The organism is Vibrio sp. 10N.247.311.51 (genome assembly GCF_041467855.1).
Taxonomy (GTDB): Bacteria; Pseudomonadota; Gammaproteobacteria; order Enterobacterales; family Vibrionaceae; genus Vibrio; species Vibrio coralliirubri.
The window spans coordinates 29,039-52,861 of the sequence record NZ_JBFSVK010000013.1 but is presented as its reverse complement, the minus strand read 5'-3'; the positions used below and the strand labels follow the sequence as shown (position 1 = coordinate 52,861).

General features: G+C 45.1%; 20 protein-coding genes, 1 tRNA gene and 1 riboswitch. Of the genes, 7 read left to right on the top strand and 14 right to left on the bottom strand.

The annotated features are described in order from the left end of the window. Positions 1-29 precede the first annotated feature (29 nt). Positions 30-2,195 (top strand): phosphate acetyltransferase, encoded by a 2,166-nt coding sequence (gene pta / locus AB6E85_RS13410; protein WP_017069189.1) that lies wholly within the window; start codon positions 30-32, stop codon positions 2,193-2,195. A gap of 82 nt (positions 2,196-2,277) precedes the next feature. On the opposite strand, the gene AB6E85_RS13405 is transcribed toward pta, so the two are convergent. The 11 genes from AB6E85_RS13405 to moaA all read right to left on the bottom strand — a co-directional run bounded on the left by AB6E85_RS13405 (position 2,278) and on the right by moaA (position 12,573). Continuing rightward, positions 2,278-3,216, bottom strand: a complete 939-nt coding sequence (locus AB6E85_RS13405; RefSeq protein WP_372143003.1) for a glutathione S-transferase family protein — start codon at positions 3,214-3,216, stop codon at positions 2,278-2,280. Between the two features lie 355 nt (positions 3,217-3,571). Continuing rightward, positions 3,572-4,558, bottom strand: a complete 987-nt coding sequence (oppF, locus tag AB6E85_RS13400) for a murein tripeptide/oligopeptide ABC transporter ATP binding protein OppF (RefSeq protein WP_009848634.1) — start codon at positions 4,556-4,558, stop codon at positions 3,572-3,574. After that, on the bottom strand, positions 4,555-5,526 hold the full coding sequence (locus AB6E85_RS13395; RefSeq protein WP_012603544.1) for an ABC transporter ATP-binding protein: 972 nt from the start codon (positions 5,524-5,526) through the stop codon (positions 4,555-4,557). The genes oppF and AB6E85_RS13395 overlap by 4 nt, the downstream gene beginning before the upstream one ends. Positions 5,527-5,568: 42 nt before the next feature. Beyond that, the gene (gene oppC / locus AB6E85_RS13390) at positions 5,569-6,471 is read right to left on the bottom strand and encodes an oligopeptide ABC transporter permease OppC (RefSeq protein ID WP_019823598.1); all 903 of its coding nucleotides are present in this window, start codon (positions 6,469-6,471) and stop codon (positions 5,569-5,571) included. Positions 6,472-6,486: 15 nt separating this feature from the next. Then, positions 6,487-7,407: an oligopeptide ABC transporter permease OppB gene (gene oppB / locus AB6E85_RS13385; RefSeq protein ID WP_017067676.1), complete on the bottom strand. Its 921-nt coding sequence runs from the start codon at positions 7,405-7,407 to the stop codon at positions 6,487-6,489. A gap of 103 nt (positions 7,408-7,510) precedes the next feature. Further along, positions 7,511-9,142, bottom strand: coding sequence for an ABC transporter substrate-binding protein (locus AB6E85_RS13380; RefSeq protein ID WP_372143002.1), 1,632 nt, complete (start codon positions 9,140-9,142; stop codon positions 7,511-7,513). Between the two features lie 650 nt (positions 9,143-9,792). Continuing rightward, complete coding sequence (gene moaE / locus AB6E85_RS13375; RefSeq protein ID WP_081230609.1) at positions 9,793-10,248, bottom strand: molybdopterin synthase catalytic subunit MoaE; 456 nt, start codon at positions 10,246-10,248, stop codon at positions 9,793-9,795. Positions 10,249-10,250: 2 nt separating this feature from the next. Further along, the gene (moaD, locus tag AB6E85_RS13370) at positions 10,251-10,496 is read right to left on the bottom strand and encodes a molybdopterin synthase sulfur carrier subunit (RefSeq protein ID WP_019823606.1); all 246 of its coding nucleotides are present in this window, start codon (positions 10,494-10,496) and stop codon (positions 10,251-10,253) included. After that, positions 10,493-10,972, bottom strand: a complete 480-nt coding sequence (gene moaC / locus AB6E85_RS13365) for a cyclic pyranopterin monophosphate synthase MoaC (RefSeq protein WP_004734026.1) — start codon at positions 10,970-10,972, stop codon at positions 10,493-10,495. The genes moaD and moaC overlap by 4 nt, the downstream gene beginning before the upstream one ends. A gap of 12 nt (positions 10,973-10,984) precedes the next feature. Continuing rightward, complete coding sequence (moaB, locus tag AB6E85_RS13360) at positions 10,985-11,497, bottom strand: molybdenum cofactor biosynthesis protein B (protein WP_372143001.1); 513 nt, start codon at positions 11,495-11,497, stop codon at positions 10,985-10,987. Positions 11,498-11,583: 86 nt separating this feature from the next. Beyond that, positions 11,584-12,573 carry a GTP 3',8-cyclase MoaA gene (moaA, locus tag AB6E85_RS13355; protein ID WP_372143000.1) on the bottom strand — a complete coding sequence of 330 codons (990 nt, stop codon included), beginning with the start codon at positions 12,571-12,573 and terminating at the stop codon, positions 11,584-11,586. Then, a riboswitch (molybdenum cofactor riboswitch) is annotated at positions 12,562-12,714 on the bottom strand. (Overlaps the previous gene by 12 nt.) A gap of 194 nt (positions 12,715-12,908) precedes the next feature. On the opposite strand from moaA, the gene AB6E85_RS13350 reads away from it, so the two are divergent. Beyond that, positions 12,909-13,796, top strand: coding sequence for a YvcK family protein (locus AB6E85_RS13350; RefSeq protein ID WP_050620882.1), 888 nt, complete (start codon positions 12,909-12,911; stop codon positions 13,794-13,796). Between the two features lie 75 nt (positions 13,797-13,871). Here AB6E85_RS13350 and luxU read toward each other — a convergent pair whose 3' ends face one another. The 3 genes from luxU to uvrB all read right to left on the bottom strand — a co-directional run bounded on the left by luxU (position 13,872) and on the right by uvrB (position 17,962). Beyond that, positions 13,872-14,216, bottom strand: coding sequence for a quorum-sensing phosphorelay protein LuxU (luxU, locus tag AB6E85_RS13345; RefSeq protein WP_048611583.1), 345 nt, complete (start codon positions 14,214-14,216; stop codon positions 13,872-13,874). Between the two features lie 24 nt (positions 14,217-14,240). Further along, positions 14,241-15,629, bottom strand: coding sequence for a quorum-sensing sigma-54 dependent transcriptional regulator LuxO (luxO, locus tag AB6E85_RS13340; RefSeq protein ID WP_052878991.1), 1,389 nt, complete (start codon positions 15,627-15,629; stop codon positions 14,241-14,243). A 302-nt stretch (positions 15,630-15,931) separates the two neighbouring features. Next, positions 15,932-17,962: an excinuclease ABC subunit UvrB gene (gene uvrB / locus AB6E85_RS13335; protein ID WP_017062180.1), complete on the bottom strand. Its 2,031-nt coding sequence runs from the start codon at positions 17,960-17,962 to the stop codon at positions 15,932-15,934. Between the two features lie 509 nt (positions 17,963-18,471). Between uvrB and AB6E85_RS13330 the strand changes: the two genes are divergently transcribed. The 5 genes from AB6E85_RS13330 (at position 18,472) to rsxD (ending at position 23,814) form a co-directional block, all read left to right on the top strand. Next, positions 18,472-18,547: transfer RNA gene (locus AB6E85_RS13330), tRNA-Asn, on the top strand. A gap of 366 nt (positions 18,548-18,913) precedes the next feature. Next, positions 18,914-19,492 carry an electron transport complex subunit RsxA gene (gene rsxA, locus AB6E85_RS13325; RefSeq protein WP_004734039.1) on the top strand — a complete coding sequence of 193 codons (579 nt, stop codon included), beginning with the start codon at positions 18,914-18,916 and terminating at the stop codon, positions 19,490-19,492. A gap of 2 nt (positions 19,493-19,494) precedes the next feature. Next, a complete protein-coding gene (gene rsxB / locus AB6E85_RS13320) occupies positions 19,495-20,088 on the top strand; it encodes an electron transport complex subunit RsxB (RefSeq protein ID WP_004734040.1) in 594 nt (197 codons plus the stop codon). A gap of 7 nt (positions 20,089-20,095) precedes the next feature. After that, a complete protein-coding gene (gene rsxC / locus AB6E85_RS13315; protein ID WP_372142999.1) occupies positions 20,096-22,768 on the top strand; it encodes an electron transport complex subunit RsxC in 2,673 nt (890 codons plus the stop codon). After that, on the top strand, positions 22,768-23,814 hold the full coding sequence (gene rsxD / locus AB6E85_RS13310; RefSeq protein ID WP_050633736.1) for an electron transport complex subunit RsxD: 1,047 nt from the start codon (positions 22,768-22,770) through the stop codon (positions 23,812-23,814). The genes rsxC and rsxD overlap by 1 nt, the downstream gene beginning before the upstream one ends. Positions 23,815-23,823 lie beyond the last annotated feature (9 nt).

The following is a 23,823-nucleotide window of genomic DNA, read 5'->3' as shown; positions in this document are numbered from 1 at the left end:
TTATTTCCAATAGTCAAAGGTGTTCGTCAATGTCACGTACTATTATGCTTATCCCTACAAGCGCTGGTGTTGGTCTTACTAGTGTTAGCATGGGTGTTCTTCGCGCTATGGAGCGTAAGGGCGTAAGTGTTTCTTTCTACAAGCCAATCGCTCAGCCTCGTAGCGGTGGTAACCAACCAGATCTAACGTCTACTATCATCAGCGCAAACAGCGACATTAAGATTGGTGAGCCAATCGCAATGACTAAAGCTGAAGCTTTGATCGGTAGCGAAAAAATGGACGAGCTTCTAGAGTCTGTTGTTGAGCAATACAACAAGATCAACAAAGACGCAGAAGTAACGCTAATCGAAGGTCTAGTACCTACTCGTAAGCACCCATTTGCTAACCAAGTGAACGCGGAAATCGCAAAAACACTTGGCGCGGAGATCGTATTCGTTGCGACTCCTGGTACTGACAACCCTACGCAGCTTAAAGAGCGTATCGAAGTAGCATGTTCTAACTTCGGCGGTACTAAGAACAAAAACATCAAAGGCGTAATCATCAACAAGCTTAACGCTCCTGTTGATGAAGCTGGCCGTACTCGCCCTGACCTTTCTGAAATCTTCGATGATGCAGATAGCGCTCAGCAAGCGAACCTTGAAGTAATGCAAATCTTCAACTCTAGTCCTATCCGTGTTCTTGGCTGCGTGCCATGGAGCATCGACCTAATCGCAACTCGTGCGGTTGATATGGCTAAGCACCTTAACGCTGAAATCGTTAACGAAGGTGAAATCTCAACTCGTCGTATTAAGAGCATCACTTTCTGTGCTCGTTCTCTACCGCATATGATTGAGCACTTCAAACCAGGTTCACTGCTAGTAACTTCTGCAGACCGTCCTGACGTTATCGTTGCTGCGGCACTTGCAGCGAAAAACGGTGTTGAGATTGGCGCAATCCTGCTTACTGGCGGTTACGACATTCCAGAAAGCATTGCTAACCTTTGTGCACCTGCATTCGCTTCAGGTCTACCGATCTTCAAGGCTCAAGGTAACACTTGGCAGACGTCTCTAAACCTACAGAGCTTCAACCTAGAAGTGCCTGCAGACGATAAAGAGCGTATCGAGTTCGTTAACGATCACGTTGCAAGCCACATTGATGGCCCTTGGATTGATTCTCTATCTGAAGGTACTCAAGGCATCCGTCGTCTAAGCCCACCAGCATTCCGTTACCAGCTAACTGAATTTGCTCGTAAAGCGGCTAAGCGCATCGTTCTTCCTGAAGGTGATGAGCCACGTACAGTTAAAGCTGCGGCTATCTGTGCTGAGCGCGGTATCGCAACGTGTGTACTTCTAGGTAACCCTGAAGAAATCCGTCGCGTTGCAGCACAACAAGGTGTTGAGCTTGGCGCTGGCGTTGAGATCATCGATTCTGCATCAGTTCGCGAAAACTACGTAGCTCGTCTAGTAGAACTTCGTGGCGCTAAAGGTATGACTGAAGTTGTTGCTCGTGAGAAGCTAGAAGATTCAGTATTCCTAGGTACTATGATGCTTGAAGCTGGCGAAGTTGACGGCCTAGTTTCTGGTGCTGTTCACACAACGGCGAACACAATCGTTCCTCCGTTCCAGATCATCAAGACTGCTCCTGATGCTTCTATCGTATCTTCAATCTTCTTCATGCTTCTGCCTGATCAAGTTCTTGTATACGGTGACTGTGCGATCAACCCAGATCCAACAGCTGAACAACTTGCTGAAATCGCTATCCAATCTGCAGATTCTGCTGCGGCATTCGGTATCGACCCACGCGTTGCTATGATCTCTTACTCTACTGGTGAATCTGGTAAGGGTGCAGACGTAGATAAAGTACGTGAAGCAACGAAACTTGCTCAAGAGAAACGTCCTGATCTAGTGATCGACGGTCCTCTACAGTACGATGCAGCAATCATGGAAAACGTAGCCGCTTCTAAAGCGCCTAACTCTCCAGTTGCAGGTAAAGCGACAGTATTCGTATTCCCAGATCTAAATACGGGTAACACGACTTACAAAGCTGTACAGCGTTCAGCAGACCTAGTGTCTATCGGTCCAATGCTTCAAGGTATGCGCAAGCCAGTAAATGACTTGTCTCGTGGTGCTCTAGTAGACGATATCGTTTACACAGTAGCTCTAACGGCTATCCAAGCAGACCAAGCTGCACAAGCTGAAGAAAAAGTAATTAACTAATTTTTCTTTTGTAGAAAGCAAAAACCCTAGATGTTTATCTAGGGTTTTTTTATGTCTGGAGTAAAGGAACTACTTGGTAAGCCTAGCCTCGACCGTGGGGCGATTCTAAATCCAGACCAGGCCCTTTAGGTACCACTTGAGTTGGGTTAATACCGGTATGGCTGTAGTAGTAGTGACGCTTGATATGATAGAAATCGGTCGTCTCTTTAATACCCTCTATTTGGTACAACTCTTTTAAGTACCCTTGAATATGTGGGTAGTCAGCAATTCGCTGCTTGTTACACTTGAAGTGACCCACATACACCGCATCAAATCGAACCAGAGTAGTGAACAAGCGCCAATCCGCTTCTGTAATCTCGTTACCCGCCAAATAGCGATGTTCGCTAAGGTGAGCGTCTACTTTGTCTAAGGCTTCAAACAAGGCGTCATACGCTTCTTCATAGGCTTCTTGTGTTGTCGCAAAGCCGGTTCGGTATACGCCGTTGTTGATGGTTGGGTAGATATAATCATTCCACTCATCAATCTTCTTGGATAACTCCCACGGGTAGTAATCATCGGTGTTGCCTGTTAACTCATTAAATTCGGAGTTAAACATACGGATAATCTCAGACGACTCGTTACTCACAATGGTGTTGGTTTTCTTATCCCACAGCACAGGTACCGTTACTCTGCCCGAGTAATCCCGTTTGGCTTGAGTGTAGATTTGATGCATGCGGGTATGACCAAACAGAGGCTCAGGCAAGCCCATTTGCCACCCTTCACTCATCATGTCGGGGCAAACTACTGTCACATCGATGTGATCGGTCAGGTCTTTCAGTTCACGGAAGATAAGGGTTCGGTGCGCCCAAGGGCAAGCCAATGATACGTATAAGTGATAACGGCCGCTTTCCGGCTCAAACTGCGCGCCCGGTTTGTTCTCTACCCAGTGACGAAAACCTGCATCTTCACGAACAAACTTACCACCGCTTTCTTTGGTGTCGTACCACACATCGTGCCAAACACCTTCAACTAACTTACCCATATCCAAACCTCTGTCATCGAAACTTTTATATACCAATCACAGTAAGTAAATGTTCAGAAATAGCGCAGAGAAAAGGCTTGAGAACAAGGAAGAGTTTTTCTGTTAGTAGTTATTCTACAATCAAAAATTCTAACGCCGTTATCGAGCGTTTTAACAAGCTAGGATGAGCAGTTATTTACTACGATTGGTATTAGTATAAAAAAAGCCAACTTTTTCAAAACTAGAAGAAGTTGGCTTAGTTGTTCGAATTATTTGATGAAGCTTATTTAATATGGATCTTTAGATACAAAAAAAGCGCAACTCATAAACAAGTTGCGCTTAAGCCTGTCACAGGCTGAACCGGTTTAAATAGGCTCTAGACTTGTACGTGCAAGCAAGATACTGCGTGTACGTCATCGCCTTGAATGGTTGGCTTAGTTTGCGCACACGCCTCTGTTGCTTGTGGGCAACGCGTACGGAACACACAACCTGATGGTGGATTGATTGGCGATGGTAAATCACCCTCCAACATCTGAATCGTTTTGTTGCGCTCTAGACGAGGGTCTGGAATCGGAACTGCAGACATCAACGCTTTGGTGTACGGGTGTTTAGGGTCAGAGAATAAGGCATCTGATTCACCAAGCTCTACCGCGTTACCTAGGTACATCACCAAGACACGGTCAGAGATGTGTTTAACCACTGACAAGTCGTGCGCGATGAATACCAAAGACAAACCAAGTTCTTTCTGTAGCTCTTTCAGAAGGTTAACTACTTGAGCTTGGATAGATACATCCAGTGCAGAAACAGGTTCATCACAGATGATCATCTTAGGTTTCAAGATTAGCGCACGTGCAATGCCAATACGCTGACACTGACCACCAGAGAATTCATGTGGGTAACGGTTGATTACGTTTGGTAGTAGACCAACCTTTGCCATCATCTCTTTAACTCTGTCCTTTACTTCTTGTTTAGAAAGTTCAGGAAAGAAAGTCTCTAAAGGCTCAGCAATGATATCGCCTACTGACATACGTGGGTTAAGTGACGCTAGCGGGTCTTGGAAGATCATCTGAATCTCTTTACGAGTCTCACGACGCTTCACTTCCTGCATCTTAGTTAGGTCTTGACCTAACCACATCACTTGACCTTCGGTCGCTTCAACTAAGCCAATAATTGCGCGTGCAAAAGTCGACTTACCACAACCAGACTCACCTACTACACCCAGAGTCTCTCCTTCGTAAAGGTGAACATCAACACCATCAACCGCTTTAAGGTTTGATGGTTTTGCCCAAGGCCAAGCAGACTTAGCTGCAATGCTAAAGTGAACTTTCAGGTCTTTAATATCTAATAGTAATTCTTTACTCATTTTGTCCAAGTCTCCCAATCAGAAAAACAAGCACGCTGACGGTCTTTAGCAAATGGCTGCAAAATCGGTGCTTCTTGCTTACAACGGTCCATTACACGGTGACAACGGTCTTGGTAAGGACAACCTGTTGGTAGGCGAAGTAAGTTAGGTGGGTTACCTGGAATCGTCGGTAGAATTTCACCTTCGGTATCCAAACGAGGAATCGCTTTAAGCAGGCCTTCCGCATATGGGTGGCTTGGCTCGTAGAAGATTTCATCAACCGTGCCGTATTCCATGGTACGACCCGCGTACATCACAAGTACTTTGTCACATGAGCCAGCAACAACACCCAAGTCATGGGTGATCATGATGATTGCCGTATTGAACTCATCTTTAAGTTCGTTCAGCAATTCCATGATTTGCGCTTGAATGGTTACATCCAGTGCCGTTGTTGGTTCATCAGCGATAAGCAATTTAGGACGACATAGCAGTGCCATTGCGATCATCACACGCTGACGCATACCGCCCGAAAATTCGTGTGGGTACATGGTGATACGCTTGCGTGCTTCAGGGATTTTCACCGCTTCAAGCATGCGTACTGATTCTTCAAACGCTTCGGCTTTACCCATGCCTTTATGCAGCATAAGTACTTCCATCAACTGATCACTTACTTTCATATAAGGGTTCAGTGAGGTCATTGGATCTTGGAAGATCATCGCGATCTGTTCAGCACGAACCTTGTTCAGCGCTTTTTCAGGCAGGTTGAGGATTTCATTGCCTTCAAACTTTGCACTGCCTGAGATAATGCCGTTCTTAGCCAGCAGCCCCATCAGTGCAAATACCGTTTGTGATTTACCTGAACCCGACTCACCAACAATACCCAGCGTTTCGCCTTGGTTAAGTGAGAAGTTCAAGTCGTTTACTGCGGTTACGATACCATCTTGCGTGGTAAATTCGACGCGCAGATCTTTGACATCTAATAAGCTCATTATTGCTTCCTTAATCTTTTATAGCTTTTAATTGCTATTTCGTTATCTGTCTTTTGGATCAAGCGCGTCGCGCAGACCATCACCTACGTAGTTAAAGCAGAACAGCGTAACTACCATGAATGCCGCAGGGAATGTTAATTGCCAGATTGCAACTTCCATTGTTTGCGAACCTTCTTGAAGCAATGCGCCCCAGCTTGTCATAGGCTCTTGAACACCAAGACCAAGGAAAGATAAGAATGATTCTGTAAGGATCATGCTTGGAATAAGCAGCGTAGAATAAACCGCTACGATACCCAGTACGTTCGGTACGATGTGACGTGTAATGATCTTCCATTTGCTTACACCACATACGTGTGCAGCCTCAATGAACTCTTTACTACGTAGGCTCAACGTTTGACCACGTACAATACGCGCCATATCTAGCCAAGCAATCGCACCAATAGCAACGAAGATTAGGATGATGTTACGACCAAAGAACGTTACAAGGACGATTACTAGGAACATAAATGGTACTGCGTACAAGATCTCTAGGATACGCATCATCACTCGGTCAGTACGACCGCCGATGAAACCTGAAGCTGCACCGTAAAGCGTACCAATCAGTACCGCTACGAATGCGCCCATCACACCAACCATCAATGAGATACGACCACCGATAAGAGTACGAACGTACAAATCACGGCCTAAACTATCAGTACCAAACCAGTGGTCCGCGCTTGGCGCTGCATGCATTGCGTACCAGTCAGTATCGTCATAAGTGTACTGAGCAAGCATCGGTAAGAAGATAACTGCCAGTACCATAAGCGTAAGAATAAACAGGCTTACCATTGCCGCTTTGTTTCGCATAAAACGAATGCGGGCATCCTGCCACAAACTGCGACCTTCAATCTCTAAGCTCTCAGAGAACTTTTCGATCGCTTCTAAATTTTCTTTTTTCTTCAACATAACCATGCGTCCCTGTTAGTAGCGAATTTTCGGGTCAATTAGCGCTAGCAAAATATCAACGATTGCGTTGAACAAGATGAATAGGAAACCAATCAAGATGGTTACACCCATTACTAGCGAGTAGTCACGGTTAAACGCGGCGTTAACAAACAGCTTGCCGATACCTGGTAGGCCGAAGATGGTTTCAACAACAACAGAACCTGTAATGATACCTACAAACGCAGGTCCCATATAAGAAACGACAGGCAGCAGTGCTGGCTTCAGTGCATGTTTTAGAACGATGTAACGGTAACTTAGGCCTTTTGCACGAGCAGTTCGGATAAAGTTACTGTTTAGCGTTTCAATCATGCTACCGCGAGTAATACGAGCAAATGTGGCTACGTAAAGAAGAGACATCGCGATAACTGGCAGGACGATGTACATATAAGTACCGCCGTGCCAACCACCTGCTGGGAATATGTTCCAGTGCAGAGAGAACAGGTAAATAAGCGCTGGAGCCAACACGAAGGATGGCATCACCACCCCGAGCATAGCGGTCGACATTATGGTGTAGTCAATCCAGGTGTTGTGCTTCAAGGCGGCAATCGTCCCGACCGATACTCCCATAATCAGGGTAAAGATAAAGGCAATAAAACCTACCTTCGCAGATACTGGAAGTGCGACTGCGATCAGCTCATTTACGGTGTAATCTTGATATTTGAATGATGGACCAAAGTCACCTTGAACGATGTTAGTCAAATACGTGGTGTACTGTTCAAATACAGGTTTATCTAAGCCGTATTTAGCTTCGATGTTAGCCATAACTTCTGGCGGTAATGGGCGTTCGCTCGAAAACGGGTTACCCGGTGCGAAACGCATGAGAAAGAAAGATATAGTGATCAACACCAACATGGTTGGAATCGCTTCGAATATCCTTTTCATAATGAATTTAAGCATAAACTCACTCTTTTCAGTCTGTGACAATTAAAAATTAAATAGACACTGCGTGCGATTTCTCGCACACAGGTCTAAGTTAGTTATATTTTATTTTTATAGGAGGTTATTTTGCTTTGATATAAAGATCTTTTGAATAGATCTTATCTTCGGCGTTACCTTCTGGGTAACCACCTAGCTGAGGTGATACAAGACGTGTTGTAACGTACTGGTAGACTGGAGCAATTGGCATGTCTTTAGCTAGCAATTTTTCTGCTTCGATGTATAGCTTAGTACGCTCTTCTTCTGAAGTAGAGCTTAGTGCTTTATCGATAATCTTGTCATAGTCTGCGCTCTTATAGTGCTGACCAGCAGTTGTATTTTGGCTAACCATCAATGTTAGGAATGAAGATGCTTCATTGTAGTCACCACACCAACCTGCACGAGCAACGTCAAAGTTACCAGTATCTTTACTGTCTAAGTATGATTTCCACTCTTGGTTTTCGAGTTTCGCGTTAATACCAAGCTCTTTCTTCCACATTGATGCGATTGCTACAGCAAGCTTCTTGTGGTTTTCAGACGTGTTGTAAAGCAGGTTGAATTCAAGTGGGTTGCTCTTCGTGTAGCCAGCTTCTTCAAGAAGACGCTTCGCTTCAGCAATACGCTCTTTTTGAGAAAGTTGACCATACTCTGGAGTTACCGGGGCAAAACCAGCAGTAATTTCAGGAGTCAAGAAGTAAGCTGGTTTTTGACCTTGACCCAGAATCGCTTTCGTCACGATGTCACGATCCATCGCATAAGACATTGCTTTACGAACACGTACGTCATCGAAAGGTGCTTTCTGTGCATTAAATTGGTAGTAATAAGTACACAGGTTACCCTTAATGTTTACATCTTCTGGGTATTCTTTCTGTAAGCGACGGAAGTGCTCGTTAGGAACTTCGTATGTGAAATCTAGTTCGCCAGAGAGGAAGCGGTTCATTTCCGCTACTTGGTTTTCGATTGGTAGGAAGGTTACTTTGTTAAGAACTGTATGTTCGTTATCCCAATAATTTTCGTTGCGTACTAGTTCAAGACGCTCGTTAACTACCCATTGATTTGGAACAAATGCACCATTACCAACAAAGTTTTCAGGCTTAGTCCACTGGTCACCGAATTTTTCAACAGTTGCTTTATGTACTGGCTTCACTGTTGTGTGACCCATCATCATTACGAAATATGGGACCGCTGTATCTAAAGTCACTTCTAACGTGTAGTCATCTAAAGCTTTAACGCCTAGTTCACTCTTGTCTTTCTTACCCGCAACGATGTCTTTCGCATTCGCCATCTTGGTATATTCCATGTACCAAGCGTATGGAGAAGCAGTTAAAGGATCAACCGCACGTTGGAAGCTGTAAACGAAGTCATTTGCCGTTACAGGATCGCCGTTAGACCATTTAGCATCTTTGCGCAGGTGGAAAGTGAATGTTTTGTTGTCTGTCGTTTCCCAGCTTTCAGCTACTCCTGGGATAGTATTACCTTCGCCGTCTTGGTTCACTAGACCTTCTAGAAGGTCACGAATTACGTGAGATTCTGGTACACCTTGAGATTTGTGAGGGTCGAGTGTTGCTACTTCAGTACCATTACCGCGAACCAGTTCCTGAACTTTTGCTAGTTCAGTGCCTGCTGGAACTTCAGCAGCGATAGAAAGAGTAGAAGTGGCAGCCACTGCCAAACCAGCACCTAGAAGAAGGGCCTGAGTGATTTTATTCTTGTACATTTAATAAACTCCAAGTTTTTCGTATTGCATCCATGACTTCTTTGCCAGGTTTACTGAACGGCAGTGATTTAGATTTATTTAGCTCAAAATTTAAGCATAAAAATCTAAAACCTTACAAAGATTGAGGCACACACTATCAACCATTGAAGTAATTTGCCATAAACAAGTCGCAAAAAATCGGATAATTCTCCGAATTACTTAAGGTAATAGTGTAAATCTCTAATAAAAACCTAATGAATAGTGAGTTACACATAGGGATTAATTAAAAAACAGCCTTTAGTGTTGATGTATCTGTATTGATACTTTTTTTTAGCATCTTATGCTAGAACACAGACGGCAAATTAACATTAATGCCACATGAAATCTAATTGCACATCACATATCCCCTAAATAGACTCCACTATTTGTGAGGATTATCACTTTATACAAAACAGCATAAAGCACTGCACCAAAACAGTTTTAGAAATGCACCAAGACAGACAAAATCAGGAATCGAATTTATATGCAACATGAATGACTAACCATTTATTAATACAGCACTTATTTATAAATGACTTTGTAGCCCGCACAAAAAAGCCGACCTTAATAGTCGGCTTTTTACTGTCTCAATCAACAGAGCGAATTTTTGAAGCAACATCCTATTGCGAGAATTATTTCTCCCAACGCTCCGCAGCTTTTGTATCTGAATCGCGAGAATCAACCCAGCGAGTTGTTTCAGTAGTCCGTTCTTTTTTCCAAAACGGCGCTTTGGTTTTCAGAAAGTCCATAACAAACTCACACGCTTCGAAGGCAGCGCCACGATGCGCACTGGATACACCAACGTAAACGATTTGGTCACCGATATCTAGGTCACCCACGCGGTGAATCACTCGCATCTTCTGAATAGGCCAGCGCGCTTCAGCTTGATCACAGATCTCGCTCAGTGATTTCTCTGTCATGCCCGGATAGTGCTCCAGAGACAAACCAATCACGTTATCGCCAAGGTTCATGTCGCGAACTTTACCAACGAACGTCACAATCGCTCCGGCAGCTGTGCCTTGAGCCAAGTAGTCGTATTCGTCGCCTACAGAGAAATCCTCTGTTGTCACTAATACTCTTGGATCCATGCTTAGCCTCCAGTCACTGGTGGGAAGAAAGCGACTTCATCGCCGTCTTTCACTTCAGTCGTCAAAGGTACGATTGATTGGTTAAGCGCAGCCAGAAGCTTGCCCTCTTCCAATGCGATATCCCATTTGCCTTCTTGTGTTACAAGGTGGCTGCGAATCGCTTCGATAGTACTGAATTGCGCGTCGACTTCTAGGCTATCAACGCCGACAAGTTCACGAGTTTGAGCAAAGAAAAGTACAGTAATCATGATTCCACCTTAAAGTGTCCTGATTTACCACCCGTCTTCTCTAACAGACGTACGTTCTCGATAACAATGTCTTTCTGAACAGCTTTACACATATCGTAAATCGTCAGTGCAGCAACAGAAGCAGCCGTTAGCGCCTCCATTTCTACGCCCGTCTTACCCGCAAGCTTACAAACAGATTCAATGCGAACCTTATTTTCAGACTCGATCGCTTCAAGCTGCACTTCTACTTTGGTTAATAGCAGAGGGTGACACAGTGGAATCAGATCCCACGTCTTCTTCGCCGCTTGGATACCCGCAATGCGTGCCGTTGCGAAAACATCACCTTTATGGTGGCTACCAGAAACAATCAGCTCTAGCGTTTCTGCCGACATTTGAACGAATGCTTCCGCTCTCGCTTCACGTACCGTTTCCGCTTTAGCCGATACGTCGACCATGTTTGCTTCGCCAGACGCGTTAATGTGTGTAAATTGGCTCATACTCAAACCGCCTTATACAGAAAGGTGTGGCATGAAGTTACAAGGGCGGTGGCTAGCATTCATCTGTTGCTTGATGATCTTAGTCCAACCTGTACGGCAAGCGCCTGTAGAGCCTGGCATCGCAAAGATTACCGTGTGGTTAGCAAAGCCCGCAATCGCACGCGATTGAATTGTCGATGTACCGATCTCTTCGTAAGACACTTGACGGAATAGCTCACCAAAGCCTTCTACTTCTTTGTCGAACAGTGGCTTAAGCGCTTCAGGCGTGCTGTCACGAGAAGTGAAACCCGTACCACCCGTGATCATGATCGCTTGTACGCTCTCATCAGCGATCCACTTAGATACGATCGCACGGATCTTGTACATGTCATCGATAACAATTTGCTTATCAACCACGTTGTGACCCGCTTCTTTCGCATGCTCTGCTAGGTAACCGCCTGACGTGTCGTTTTCTTCTGTACGCGTATCTGAAACCGTTAATACTGCGATGTTTGCTGCTTGGAATTTGCTTTCTGCGTGACCCATTTGTTCACCTATATAAATTTTTCATTAGACTGATTCGCTCAGCCTAAAGAAGCTGAACGATAAAATGCTTTAGAGTATATAGCGGGTTAACCGCCGATTGACGCCAAGTTTGGAGTCATGCCGCTGTTGCCATCGTGTAAGAAGTGGCTAACGGACTTGGTTTGAAGCTGAGCCTGAATTCGATCAATGAGCTCTTGCTCTTGTTGATCTTCTTGAATCAGATCTCTCAGTTCGACACCATGGTCGCCAAACAGACATAAGTGAAGTTTACCGGTCGCAGAAACGCGCAGTCGGTTACAACTCTCACAAAAGTCTTTCTCGTAAGGCATGATCAAACCGATTTCACCCTTGTAGTCTGGGTGGACAAACACTTGCGCCGGGCCGTCGTTAACGGCTTTGACTTTTAACAGCCAACCATTAGCAATAAGCTGGTTGCGAATCGCAACGCCAGACACATGATGTTTATCGAACAACTCGTCCATCTCGCCAGTTTTCATCAGCTCGATAAAACGTAATTGAATAGGTTTGTCTTTGATCCAATTAAGGAAGGCTGGTAATTCCTGACTGTTAAGGTCTTTCATTAATACGACGTTGACTTTGACTTGTTCAAAGCCAACCTCAAACGCTTTATCAATGCCTCGCATAACCTCAGTAAACTTATTCTCACCAGTGATCTGATGGAACATGCGCGAATCTAAACTATCCACGCTCACGTTTATATGGGTTAAACCAGCATCACGCCATTGTCCTACTTGTTTCTCCATGCGGTAGCCATTCGTTGTGGTGGCCACTTTTTCGATGCCTGGAGTAGAAGCAGCGGTATGTATGATTTCAGGAAAGTCTTTACGCAGACTCGGCTCTCCGCCTGTAATGCGGATCTTTGAGGTACCACAATCTGCAAACGCTTTAACAACGCGTTTGATCTCGGGAACACTTAAAAAAGACGAGTTTTTTTGCCCTGACGGTTTATAACCATCTGGCAAGCAGTAAGTACATTTAAAGTTACAGACGTCTGTAACCGACAAGCGCAAGTAATAAAACTTGCGATGGAATCTATCTTCGAATTGTTGCGCCACGGAACACCTTTCCAAACACGGGAGGCATAATCATTTCCAATTAAGCCCTTGTGACAACATGTCACTGGCTCTTGATGCGTATCGGTACAGCAAATACCACTGTGCGACTTAGCATGCGAGAGCTCGGAGTTATGGCAACTGAGCGTTATATTCACACGCGCAGTAGCTGAGTAATAAAATACTTAATATTTGTACGTGAATCTAGCTCTGATGGTAAAAAACGGGTCACATCGGCAAAAAAAACGTATCAAACGCTCAAAATAACTCTTGTTGAGTATATAGCGAGAAGCATTTAACCTAAATTATAGTTGGTAATAACCTAACAAGAACAATAAATGAATATTTACTCTTCAAAGAAAGTCGTAGCAATCGGCGGTGGCCATGGCTTAGGTCGCATGTTAGCTGCATTAAAAGACTTTGGTAACAACGCAACTGGCATTGTTGCAACGACAGATAACGGCGGTTCCACCGGACGTATTCGAGATTGCCAAGGTGGCATCGCATGGGGAGATACACGTAACTGTATCAACCAATTAATTACAGAACCTTCAATCAGTTCGATGATGTTCGAATACCGCTTTCGCGGCCAAGGTGAGCTAGACGGTCATAACTTAGGTAACCTAATGCTGACGGCGTTAGACAACCTTTCCGTTCGCCCATTGGAAGCGATTAACCTGATTCGAAATATGCTCAAGGTCGATGTCAATATCGTCCCAATGACAGAGCATCCTTCAGACCTCACTGCTCTATCAATGGACGGCCGCTGGGTAACCGGCGAAACCAACGTTGATGACATGACGGAAAAGCTGCGCATGATGGACTTGTCTCCAGAAGTGCCAGCAACCAAAGAAGCCGTTGCTGCCGTTGAGCAAGCAGACTGCATTGTCCTTGGCCCTGGAAGCTTTTTAACCAGTGTGATGCCTCCTCTTCTCCTTCCAGAGATTGGGAAAGCAATCGCTGAAAATACCAAGGCAAAAGTTATCTTCGTTGAAAACCTTTCACCAGAGCACGGCCCTGCAGGGAAAATGACGCTTCAAGAGCAATTGGAGTGGTGTGAACGTACCTGTAAGGCAAGAAAAATAGACATTGTACTGGGCAATGAACCACACCCTGAATTAGAAGGGCAATGGAATTGTGTGACCACAGATCTTGCATCGGCAAACCGAGATTGGCGACACGACCGTGTGAAGCTTCAACAAGCCATTGAAGCCCAGTTAACTTAAGCCGTCAGTTAAAGCGACAGACAACAAAAAAGGAGCATCGCGCTCCTTTTTTAATCTCAGTAATAACTCGCCGTTTTAGAGGTCCGTCATCAACTGCTGATATTCAGTGTATGTTGACAACAGGAGCTCTTGCATATCTTGAAAATCAACTTCTGTCACCGGTAACGCTTGCTTCACTTTTGCATCTAAGCTAATCGCAAAACTACACAAAGAATCCGCGCCAAAACTTGCTGCGCTGCTCTTAAGTGCATGACTGATATCAGCCAAGTACTTAGAGGTATCCGACTCTTTATTTATCTCTAAGTGCTCGTAGTAGCCTTTCAACTCACCTAAAAAGATTTCCAGTAAAACCGGAACATTCTCTTGCCCAATTTCGCCGGCAAGCTCATCAACTTTTTGCTGATTTAATACTTTCGTCATTATTATTTTCTTATTGTTTGATGATTACTGCTTCGCATTCCACGTTTGCAACTTACGGTATATCGTCGATGGACTGACATCTAAGAAACCTGCCGCACGGGGGATGTTGCCATCACACGCTTTAATGGCTTGTTCGATAGCCGTTTTCTCAGTGACCCACAATGGGAAAATATCTTTTACCGTGATGTCTTCATTCTGCTTCTCTTTCAATCGCAGACTGTTTTCAATCGGTTGGTTCAACGGTGGTGGAAGCATGTTGAGAGTAATCTCTTTGCCGTTATTCAATACCACCACGTTTCGCAACACGTTTTGTAGCTGACGAACGTTACCCGGCCACTCATATTGATTAAAGCGATCAAGTACTTCCTGAGCAAAACGTACAAACGCCTTCCCCTCCTCGACCGACATATAGCCTAGCAGAGAATACGCGATCTCGATGACATCTTCACCACGCTCACGCAATGGCGGCAAGTGCAATGGAATCACGTATAAACGATAGTATAAATCTTCTCTAAAGCGACCTTCTTGTACTTCTTTCCAAGGGTCACGGTTGGTCGCACACACAAAACGAACGTCGACACTCTTCATCTTCGAAGAGCCGACTTTTTGGAAAGTACCGGTTTGGATAAAGCGCAGCAGCTTGGTTTGCAGCTCTAAGTCCATTTCGCACAGTTCATCAAGAAACAGTGTTCCACCATCAGCAAGCTCAGCAGCACCTTGGCGATCGGTCGCCGCACCGGTAAAGGCACCTTTAACGTGACCAAACAATTCACTTTCAATCAGATCTTTAGGGATAGCGGCACAGTTAATCGCGATGAAAGGCTTATCGCCACGCTTACTCGCCGCATGAATGGCTTCTGCACATACCTCTTTACCGGTACCACTTTCACCAGTAATGAAAATGCTCGCCTTACTCGATGCAGCAGAATCAATCGTTCGGTAAACCTGCTGCATGGTTTGGCTACTGCCGATAAAGCCTTGGTAATTTTGGTTTCCCGGGTGTTCCGAGCTATTTTTAAGCTTGGTGGCTTTGCGGATCGCGTTGTTCACCGTAATACGGAGTCGGTCGGCTTCACACGGTTTGATAAGGAAATCTTGAGAACCATGACGCATCGCTTCTACGGCGGTATCGATAGAGCCATGAGCCGTCATGAAGATAACCGGAACTTCAGGGTACTTCTGTTTTACAGCAAATAGCACGTCCATACCCGTCATATCAGGTAGACGTAGATCTAATAAAATAAGGTCTGGGATTCGATGATTCAAACTCTCGATTGCATCGCGGCCAGTGCCGACAATGTTGATATCAATTTCGAGCGGTGTAAGATACGAGCGATATAAAGCTGCTACCGAAGCGGTATCCTCTACCATCAACAAATACTTCGATTTGTTATCTAGCGTTTTTGATTGCATATCCTAGCCATTTATAATTTGCATTTCTTATTATAGTCGCATTCCGCTTTGCATTATGCAAATTAGCCACAATATTTGTAGTGTGTTTTTTTACTTACTTCAAACAATCAATGTTTTATCTATCTGGCACGAACGATGCAACGATATAGATGACCTTCGGGTCACCTAGCCAACTGACGTTGTTAGTGGACCGAGTGTTCACAAACGTAAGCCAGTAGAACATTTACTACTGGCTGTTTTTTTGTCTGAAACACTCTCAATTCTTGTGCTGAGAGGGATCACTTCTCGAGCGAAAAGTGAGATTAGCTGTTGGTAATAAACTGCTTTCTTAGCTGCTCAATTTCATCACGCTTCTGTGCGGCCAATTCAAATTCCAGATTCTGAGCATGCTGATACATCGCAGCTTCTAGCTTACTGATCTCTTTATCAAGCTGTTGCGGCGTAAGTACGGCATAACTTTCAGAAGGCTCAGCCACCTTAGATAAAGGAACTTGCTTCGATTGGCGCTGCTGCTTCGACTTGGTTAGATCACCCAGTTCCATAATGTCTTTGATATTGCGTTTCAACGCTTGCGGCGTGATGCCTTGCTCTTCGTTGTAAGCCTGCTGTTTCTCACGACGACGATCGGTTTCATCAATCGCTTTTCTCATCGACTTAGTAATCGAATCACCATAAAGGATCGCTCTACCTTCCAAGTTACGCGCAGCACGACCAATGGTTTGAATCAGAGAACGCTCAGAACGTAAGAAGCCCTCTTTGTCTGCATCAAGAATCGCCACCAGCGACACTTCAGGCATATCCAAACCTTCACGAAGTAAGTTAATGCCCACTAACACGTCGAACTCGCCCAAACGTAGGTCTCGGATGATCTCTACACGCTCAACGGTATCGATATCCGAGTGCAAGTAACGCACTTTAACGCCGTGCTCACTTAGGTATTCGGTTAAGTCTTCTGCCATTCTCTTGGTCAACGTGGTAACCAAAACACGCTCTTCTTTCACTGAACGGATTCTGATTTCAGACAGCAAGTCATCCACCTGCGTCGCGACAGGTCTTACTTCGATGATTGGGTCTAACAAACCAGTAGGACGTACCACTTGATCAGCAATCTCGCCATCTGATTTTTCAATCTCGTAATTACCTGGTGTTGCCGACACAAAAATCGTTTGTGGGGCTATAGACTCAAATTCTTCAAACTTCATTGGACGGTTATCCAATGCAGAAGGCAGTCTAAAACCAAACTCGACCAAGGTTTCTTTACGAGAACGGTCACCTTTATACATCGCACCAATTTGCGGCACAGTCACGTGTGACTCATCGATGATCAGCAAACCATCATCAGGCAGGTAGTCAAATAACGTTGGCGGCGCTTCCCCTTCCGCACGGCCGCTCAAGTATCGTGAATAGTTTTCGATACCGGAACAGAAGCCAAGCTCAGTCATCATCTCAATATCAAACTGAGTTCTTTGAGAGATACGCTGCTCTTCCAAAAGCTTATTGTTGTCTTTTAAGTATTGAGCACGATCGCGCAGTTCGTCCTTGATATTCTCAATCGCCTCAAGGATTTTTTCTCTTGGCGTTACATAGTGAGTTTTTGGATAAACCGTAAAGCGCGGCAAGTCTCTTTGTTTCACCGCACCAGTCAGAGGATCAAAAATACTAATGCAGTCCACTTCGTCATCGAACATTTCAATTCGAACCGCATCTTGGTCAGATTCAGCAGGAAAGATATCGATCACCTCACCACGAACACGGAACTGACCACGTTCAAAGGCGACATCGTTTCTTGAATATTGCAGCTCAGCCAAACGGCGCAAAATATCACGCTGATCCATCACCTCGCCACGACTCAAATGAAGCATCATCTTCAAATAAGACTTAGGATCACCAAGACCGTAGATAGCCGACACAGAAGCCACAATGATGGCGTCTTTTCGTTCTAATAAGGCTTTGGTTGCCGAAAGCCTCATTTGTTCGATATGAGCGTTCACAGACGCATCTTTCTCGATGAACGTGTCCGTGGTTGGAACGTAGGCTTCAGGTTGGTAGTAATCGTAGTAAGAAACGAAATACTCAACGGCATTGTTTGGAAAGAAAGATTTCATCTCACCGTAAAGTTGAGCCGCCAGTGTCTTGTTAGGCGCTAACAGAATCGCTGGTCTTTGAGATTGGGAAATGACGTTGGCAAGTGTAAAGGTTTTACCTGAGCCCGTTACCCCTAGTAGAGTTTGATGTGCCAAACCAGAATCTAATCCGTCTAGTAATTTGGTTATCGCTGTCGGCTGATCACCGGACGGGCTGTAGTCCGATACCAAGTCAAAGAGTTTACTCATAGGTCGCCATTTCCATACTGTTTTTTTAATCAGGTCATTGTCACTCTAGGAGGAGTGTCGTTGCAACAATTATCTAGAGAAATGCATCTTAAGATCAGAGATCAGTTATAGCTTTTATTTTTAGAACTTGGTATTATCCGTGCCCCTGCAAAGTTTCCCCAGCTAAATTACTCGAATTTTAATCCACCACTTTTCCCCAAAAAACCTAAAAATACCGCTTGTTTTACTGTTCGTTTTATCATCTACAAAAGTTATACAATTACGATTTTTTGCTATAAATCTTTTAAATACATTACGTTAGATAAGATTTTTACATTTTTCGATTTATCCCAATTATTGTTGTTAAAGTTTCACACACACACTTATCCACAATTTTGGTGGATAACTAAAGCAAAGCTAAATCCTATAAGGCGTTCAAGAAAGTAAAGTTTTTTATCTTACTTTTTTCTGCTATTTTTTGTTGACAGAAAAACGGACTATTATTAGAATTCGCGTCGCTAACAAGCAATTCCCCTTTAGTTCAGTTGGTAGAACGGCGGACTGTTAATCCGTATGTCGCAAGTTCAAGTCTTGCAAGGGGAGCCAAATTTAAAGAAGCCGCATCACTCGATGCGGCTTTTTGCGTTTTAGTGCTTTTGGTTGGCATTTTGCTATTTTTTGACGTTCCTTCGATAACTCTACTCTCCCAAGAACCAACAATTATTCCCCTGTAATTAGCACTAATAGCACACCCAACTCACGAATGATCTTGTCAATGATCCAACTTAACCATTCCTATAAACTTGTCTCACCAAGTAAAAATTGCCCGTCTATACTTAGTGGGACTTTAATAATCAAACGATTACCTGACGTTTTTTTCACCAAGTGTCTAAATCCCTAGTGATCCTTGGTTGTTATTAGGTGAGCAAAGCAGGATAATATCGGGATCGGAATCTCAAGAATTAATCCATTATGACCGAATACCTTTTGTTGTTGGTTGGCACAGTGCTGGTCAATAACTTTGTGCTAGTGAAGTTTTTAGGACTATGTCCATTTATGGGAGTCTCCAAGAAACTGGAGACTGCGATTGGCATGGGCCTCGCGACGACTTTCGTTCTAACGTTAGCGTCGGTTTCTGCATACCTAGTAGAAACCTACATCCTTACCCCTCTGGGTATTGAATACCTGCGTACCATGAGTTTCATCTTGGTTATCGCGGTGGTTGTTCAATTTACGGAAATGGTCGTTCACAAAACCAGCCCGACTCTTTATCGCCTGCTGGGTATCTTCCTACCTCTTATCACCACCAACTGTGCGGTATTAGGTGTGGCACTTCTGAACATCAATGAAAACCACAACTTCATTCAGTCGATCATCTATGGTTTCGGCGCAGCGGTTGGTTTCTCTCTTGTGTTGATCCTATTTGCTGCGATGCGTGAACGTATTGCGGTTGCTGATGTTCCAATGCCATTCAAAGGCGCATCGATTGCGATGATCACAGCAGGCCTAATGTCTCTGGCATTTATGGGCTTTACTGGGTTGGTGAAATAAGCATGAGTACCATTTTAATTGCGATCATTGCGCTAGCCGTTTTAGCCGCTGTTTTTGGCGCTATTTTGGGGTTTGCTTCTATCCGTTTTAAAGTTGAAGCCGATCCTATCGTCGATCAAATCGACACCATTTTACCGCAAACCCAATGCGGCCAGTGTGGCTACCCTGGTTGTCGCCCATACGCAGAGGCGATCGCTAACGGAGACAAGATCAACAAATGTCCTCCGGGCGGCCAAGCAACCATTGAGAAGCTAGCAGATTTAATGGGCGTAGAAGTTGAAGACTCCGCTCATGACTTAGATAACAAAGTAAAAACCGTTGCCTTCATTCACGAAGATATGTGTATCGGCTGTACCAAGTGTATTCAAGCCTGCCCTGTTGACGCCATTGTTGGTGGCACCAAGGCACTGCACACAGTAATTAAAGATGAATGTACAGGTTGTGATCTATGTGTCGCACCGTGCCCTACTGACTGTATTGAAATGATTCCAGTGGCAACAACGACTGAAAATTGGAAATGGCAGATGAACATCATTCCTGTTACTGATATCACTAACCAAGCGACTGATGCGACTGCGTCAGAGCCTAAAGCATAGGGTTAGTATGATCTCTTTAATTGAACAAATTCGCACGGGCTCTATTTGGAACTTCCCTGGCGGCGTGCACCCTGCTGAAAACAAGAAACAGTCGAATACTACTGATATCGTCCATGCAAGGCTTCCAGAAGAAATCGTTCTTCCTGTGAAACAGCACATCGGTAAGCCGGGTAACCTATTGGTTGCTGCTGGCGACACTGTGTTAAAAGGTCAGCAACTTACGGCCTTAGATACAGGTTTTACTTTGCCAGTACACGCACCAACATCGGGTGTGATTACCGCTATCGAACCGCGAACTACCGCTCACCCTTCAGGCTTGAGCGAAATGTGCGTGGTTATTAAACCTGATGGCCTAGACACTTGGATTGAAAAAAATCCAGTTGAAGATTTTTCGACAAAGACTTCTGACGAACTGCTTGATGTGATTCGCCAAGCTGGCATTTCAGGCATGGGCGGCGCAGGCTTCCCTACGGCTAAGAAGCTTCAATCAGGCTTAGGTCGTACCGACATTTTGATCGTCAATGCTGCGGAATGTGAACCTTACATCACCTCTGATGACAAGTTGCTTCAAGAACATGCCAACGAAGTATTAAAAGGCATCGAAGTGGTTGAACACATTCTTCAACCAAAGCTGACGGTTATCGGCATTGAAGACAACAAACCAGACGCGATAAAAGCACTTGAGATTGCAGCGAAAGACAAAGATATCGTCATTCGCGTTATCCCAACTAAGTATCCTTCTGGTGGTGAGAAACAGCTGATCAAGATCCTAACCAATAAAGAGGTTCCGGCTGGCGGCATTCCTGCAGACATTGGTGTTTTGGTTCAAAACGTCGGCTCGCTTTACTCAATTAAGAGAGCGGTAATCGACGGTGAACCAGTAGTTAACCGCGTGGTGACTTTAACCGGTAAAACCTTTAAGCAACCTCGTAACGTGTGGGCACTACTAGGTACACCTGTACACGAGTTACTTGAAGAGTTTGGCTACAAAGCGGATAAAAAACTACCACGTTTGATTTTGGGCGGTCCGATGATGGGCTTTACCTTGCCACACGCCAATGTGCCAATCACTAAAACGTCGAACTGTATTTTAGCGCCAACGCGTCGTGAGATCTCACCAAGTACTTACGAGATGGAATGTATTCGTTGCAGCGCGTGTGCTGAAGCTTGTCCTGCGTCTCTACTTCCTCAACAACTGCAATGGCACGCCAAAGCCAACGAGTTGGATAAGTGTGAAGAGCTGAATATTAAAGACTGTATTGAATGTGGTGCTTGTGCGTTTGTCTGCCCAAGTGAAATCCCTCTTGTTCAGTACTATCGCCAAGCGAAAGCCGAAATCAAAACAAGAAAAGACGAAGCAACAGCTGCAGAGCGCGCCAAGATTCGTTTCGAAGAGAAAAACGCTCGTATGGAGCGCGACAAAGCAGAACGTGAAAACCGCTTCAAGAAAGCTGCTGACAACCGTCGTAAAGATATGAAGTCTGCGGATGGTGATGATGCGATTGCAGCTGCGATTGCTCGCGTTAAAGCGCAAAAAGCCGCGGCAGACCAAGCTCCTAATGCAGAACCAGCAGTGAAACCTGCGGTAGCTGCCGCTATTGCGAAGGCAAAAGCGAAACAAGCTGCGGCTCAGAAAGCGGATGGCGCTGAACCAGACAACTCTGAAATGTCGAAATTGCGTGAAGAACGTAAACGTCAAGCTCGAGAGCGCAAGGCACAACAAGCAGCCGCTGATACTCCTGCAGAAAGCTCAGGTGATGGCAAGAAAGATGCTGTCGCTGCGGCTATTGCTCGCGCTAAAGCGAAGAAAGCTCAACAAGCAGAATCAGCTTCTGAAGCTCCAGCTGAAAAATCAGGTGATGCTAAGAAAGATGCCGTTGCTGCAGCTATTGCTCGCGCTAAAGCCAAGAAAACACAACAAGCAGGTTCAGCTTCCGAGGCTCCAGTTGAAAGTACTGGCGATGCCAAGAAAGATGCTGTCGCTGCGGCTATTGCTCGCGCTAAAGCCAAGAAAGCTCAACAAGCGGAATCAGCTTCTGATGCACCAACTGAAAGTACTGGTGATGCCAAGAAAGATGCTGTTGCTGCGGCCATTGCTCGTGCTAAAGCGAAGAAAGCTCAACAAGCTGAATCGGCTTCTGACGCTCCGGCTGAAAGTACTGGCGATGCCAAGAAAGATGCTGTCGCTGTGGCCATTGCTCGCGCTAAAGCGAAAAAAGCACAGCAAGCTAAGCAAGCGGAAACTCCTGAGTCAGTGATTGAAGTTGAAGCTGAAACTCAACAAGAGTCAGTCGATCCTAAGAAAGCCGCTGTTGCTGCAGCCATCGCTCGCGCTAAAGCCAAGAAAGCTCAACAAGCTAAGCAAGACGAAGCAGCAGAAACTCCTGAGCCAGTGATTGAGGTTGAAGCTAAAACTCAATCAGAACCCGTTGATCCTAAAAAAGCAGCCGTTGCTGCCGCAATCGCTCGCGCTAAAGCAAGAAAAGCACAACAAGCGAAACAGGAAGAGTCAGCAGAAACGCCTGAATCTGTGGCTGAACCTGCAGTTGAACTAAAGGCTGAAACTCAACAAGAACCAGTCGATCCTAAGAAAGCAGCTGTTGCTGCCGCTATTGCTCGTGCTAAAGCAAGAAAAGCACAGCAAGAGCTAGATAAAAAGAATAATGAGGAGAAAGAGTAGTGGCCTTCTTTATCGCCAGCTCACCGCACGCACACAGTCGTAGAAGCACCCCAGATCTGATGAAATGGGTCGCTATTTGTGCATTGCCAGGTCTACTAGCTCAAACCTACTTCTTCGGATGGGGTACGCTCATCCAGTTAGTATTTGCTATCGCACTTGCGGTTACCTTTGAAGCGGCAATCATGCTGCTAAGAAAGCGCCCGCCAGTGATGGCGCTACGTGATTACAGTGCTGTTGTCACCGCTTGGCTACTTAGTGTCGCGATTCCTCCACACTCTCCGTGGTGGATTCTAGTGATAGGTATGTTCTTCGCAATTGTCATCGCGAAACACCTATACGGCGGACTTGGGCAAAACCCATTTAACCCAGCGATGGTCGCTTACGTTGTTTTGCTGATCTCGTTCCCAGTTCAGATGACCAGTTGGAATGCTCCAGCTAGCTTAACCGCTGAAGCAACCAGTTTTGTGGACTCATTCTTGATGATCTTTACTGGCTTCAATAATGAAGGATTATCTCTACAACAAGCTCGTTTAGGGATTGATGGCACCACAATGGCGACGCCACTCGATGCCTTCAAAACCGCATTAACGGCAGGCAACACAGCGTCTGAAGCTCTGTCTCAACCTCAATTTAGCTGGTTAGCTGGCGTGGGTTGGGAATGGGTAAACCTTGCTTACCTTATTGGTGGCTTGGTGCTTATCAAGCAACGCGTGATTCAATGGCATATCCCAGTCGCGTTTCTGGGCAGCTTGACCCTATTTAGCCTAGTGTTCTTGATGTTCACGCCCGGCGAGACCGCATCACCGACCATTCATCTATTATCTGGGGCGACTATGCTCGGCGCATTTTTCATTGCAACCGACCCAGTTTCAGCATCCACGACAGTCAAAGGTCGCTTGGTGTTTGGTGCTCTGATCGGCGGTTTAGTCTTTATCATCCGCAGTTGGGGTGGTTTCCCTGATGGCGTGGCGTTTGCTGTATTGTTAGCCAACATGTGTGTTCCACTGATTGACTACTACACCAAACCTCGTACATACGGCCACTAAGGGAGCGGA

Excerpts from the sequence above, each read along its gene's own strand:
- luxU (WP_048611583.1), bottom strand. The coding sequence starts at position 14,216 with ATGACGAAAGTATTAAATCAGCAAAAAGTTGATGAGCTTGCCGGCGAA.
- rsxB (WP_004734040.1), top strand. The coding sequence starts at position 19,495 with ATGAGTACCATTTTAATTGCGATCATTGCGCTAGCCGTTTTAGCCGCT.
- pta (WP_017069189.1), top strand. The coding sequence starts at position 30 with ATGTCACGTACTATTATGCTTATCCCTACAAGCGCTGGTGTTGGTCTT.
- oppC (WP_019823598.1), bottom strand. The coding sequence starts at position 6,471 with ATGTTGAAGAAAAAAGAAAATTTAGAAGCGATCGAAAAGTTCTCTGAG.
- luxO (WP_052878991.1), bottom strand. The coding sequence starts at position 15,629 with ATGCAATCAAAAACGCTAGATAACAAATCGAAGTATTTGTTGATGGTA.
- rsxA (WP_004734039.1), top strand. The coding sequence starts at position 18,914 with ATGACCGAATACCTTTTGTTGTTGGTTGGCACAGTGCTGGTCAATAAC.
- AB6E85_RS13350 (WP_050620882.1), top strand. The coding sequence starts at position 12,909 with ATGAATATTTACTCTTCAAAGAAAGTCGTAGCAATCGGCGGTGGCCAT.
- uvrB (WP_017062180.1), bottom strand. The coding sequence starts at position 17,962 with ATGAGTAAACTCTTTGACTTGGTATCGGACTACAGCCCGTCCGGTGAT.
- moaD (WP_019823606.1), bottom strand. The coding sequence starts at position 10,496 with ATGATTACTGTACTTTTCTTTGCTCAAACTCGTGAACTTGTCGGCGTT.
- moaC (WP_004734026.1), bottom strand. The coding sequence starts at position 10,972 with ATGAGCCAATTTACACACATTAACGCGTCTGGCGAAGCAAACATGGTC.
- moaB (WP_372143001.1), bottom strand. The coding sequence starts at position 11,497 with ATGGGTCACGCAGAAAGCAAATTCCAAGCAGCAAACATCGCAGTATTA.
- AB6E85_RS13395 (WP_012603544.1), bottom strand. The coding sequence starts at position 5,526 with ATGAGCTTATTAGATGTCAAAGATCTGCGCGTCGAATTTACCACGCAA.
- AB6E85_RS13380 (WP_372143002.1), bottom strand. The coding sequence starts at position 9,142 with ATGTACAAGAATAAAATCACTCAGGCCCTTCTTCTAGGTGCTGGTTTG.
- oppF (WP_009848634.1), bottom strand. The coding sequence starts at position 4,558 with ATGAGTAAAGAATTACTATTAGATATTAAAGACCTGAAAGTTCACTTT.
- AB6E85_RS13405 (WP_372143003.1), bottom strand. The coding sequence starts at position 3,216 with ATGGGTAAGTTAGTTGAAGGTGTTTGGCACGATGTGTGGTACGACACC.
- oppB (WP_017067676.1), bottom strand. The coding sequence starts at position 7,407 with ATGCTTAAATTCATTATGAAAAGGATATTCGAAGCGATTCCAACCATG.
- rsxC (WP_372142999.1), top strand. The coding sequence starts at position 20,096 with ATGATCTCTTTAATTGAACAAATTCGCACGGGCTCTATTTGGAACTTC.
- moaE (WP_081230609.1), bottom strand. The coding sequence starts at position 10,248 with ATGGATCCAAGAGTATTAGTGACAACAGAGGATTTCTCTGTAGGCGAC.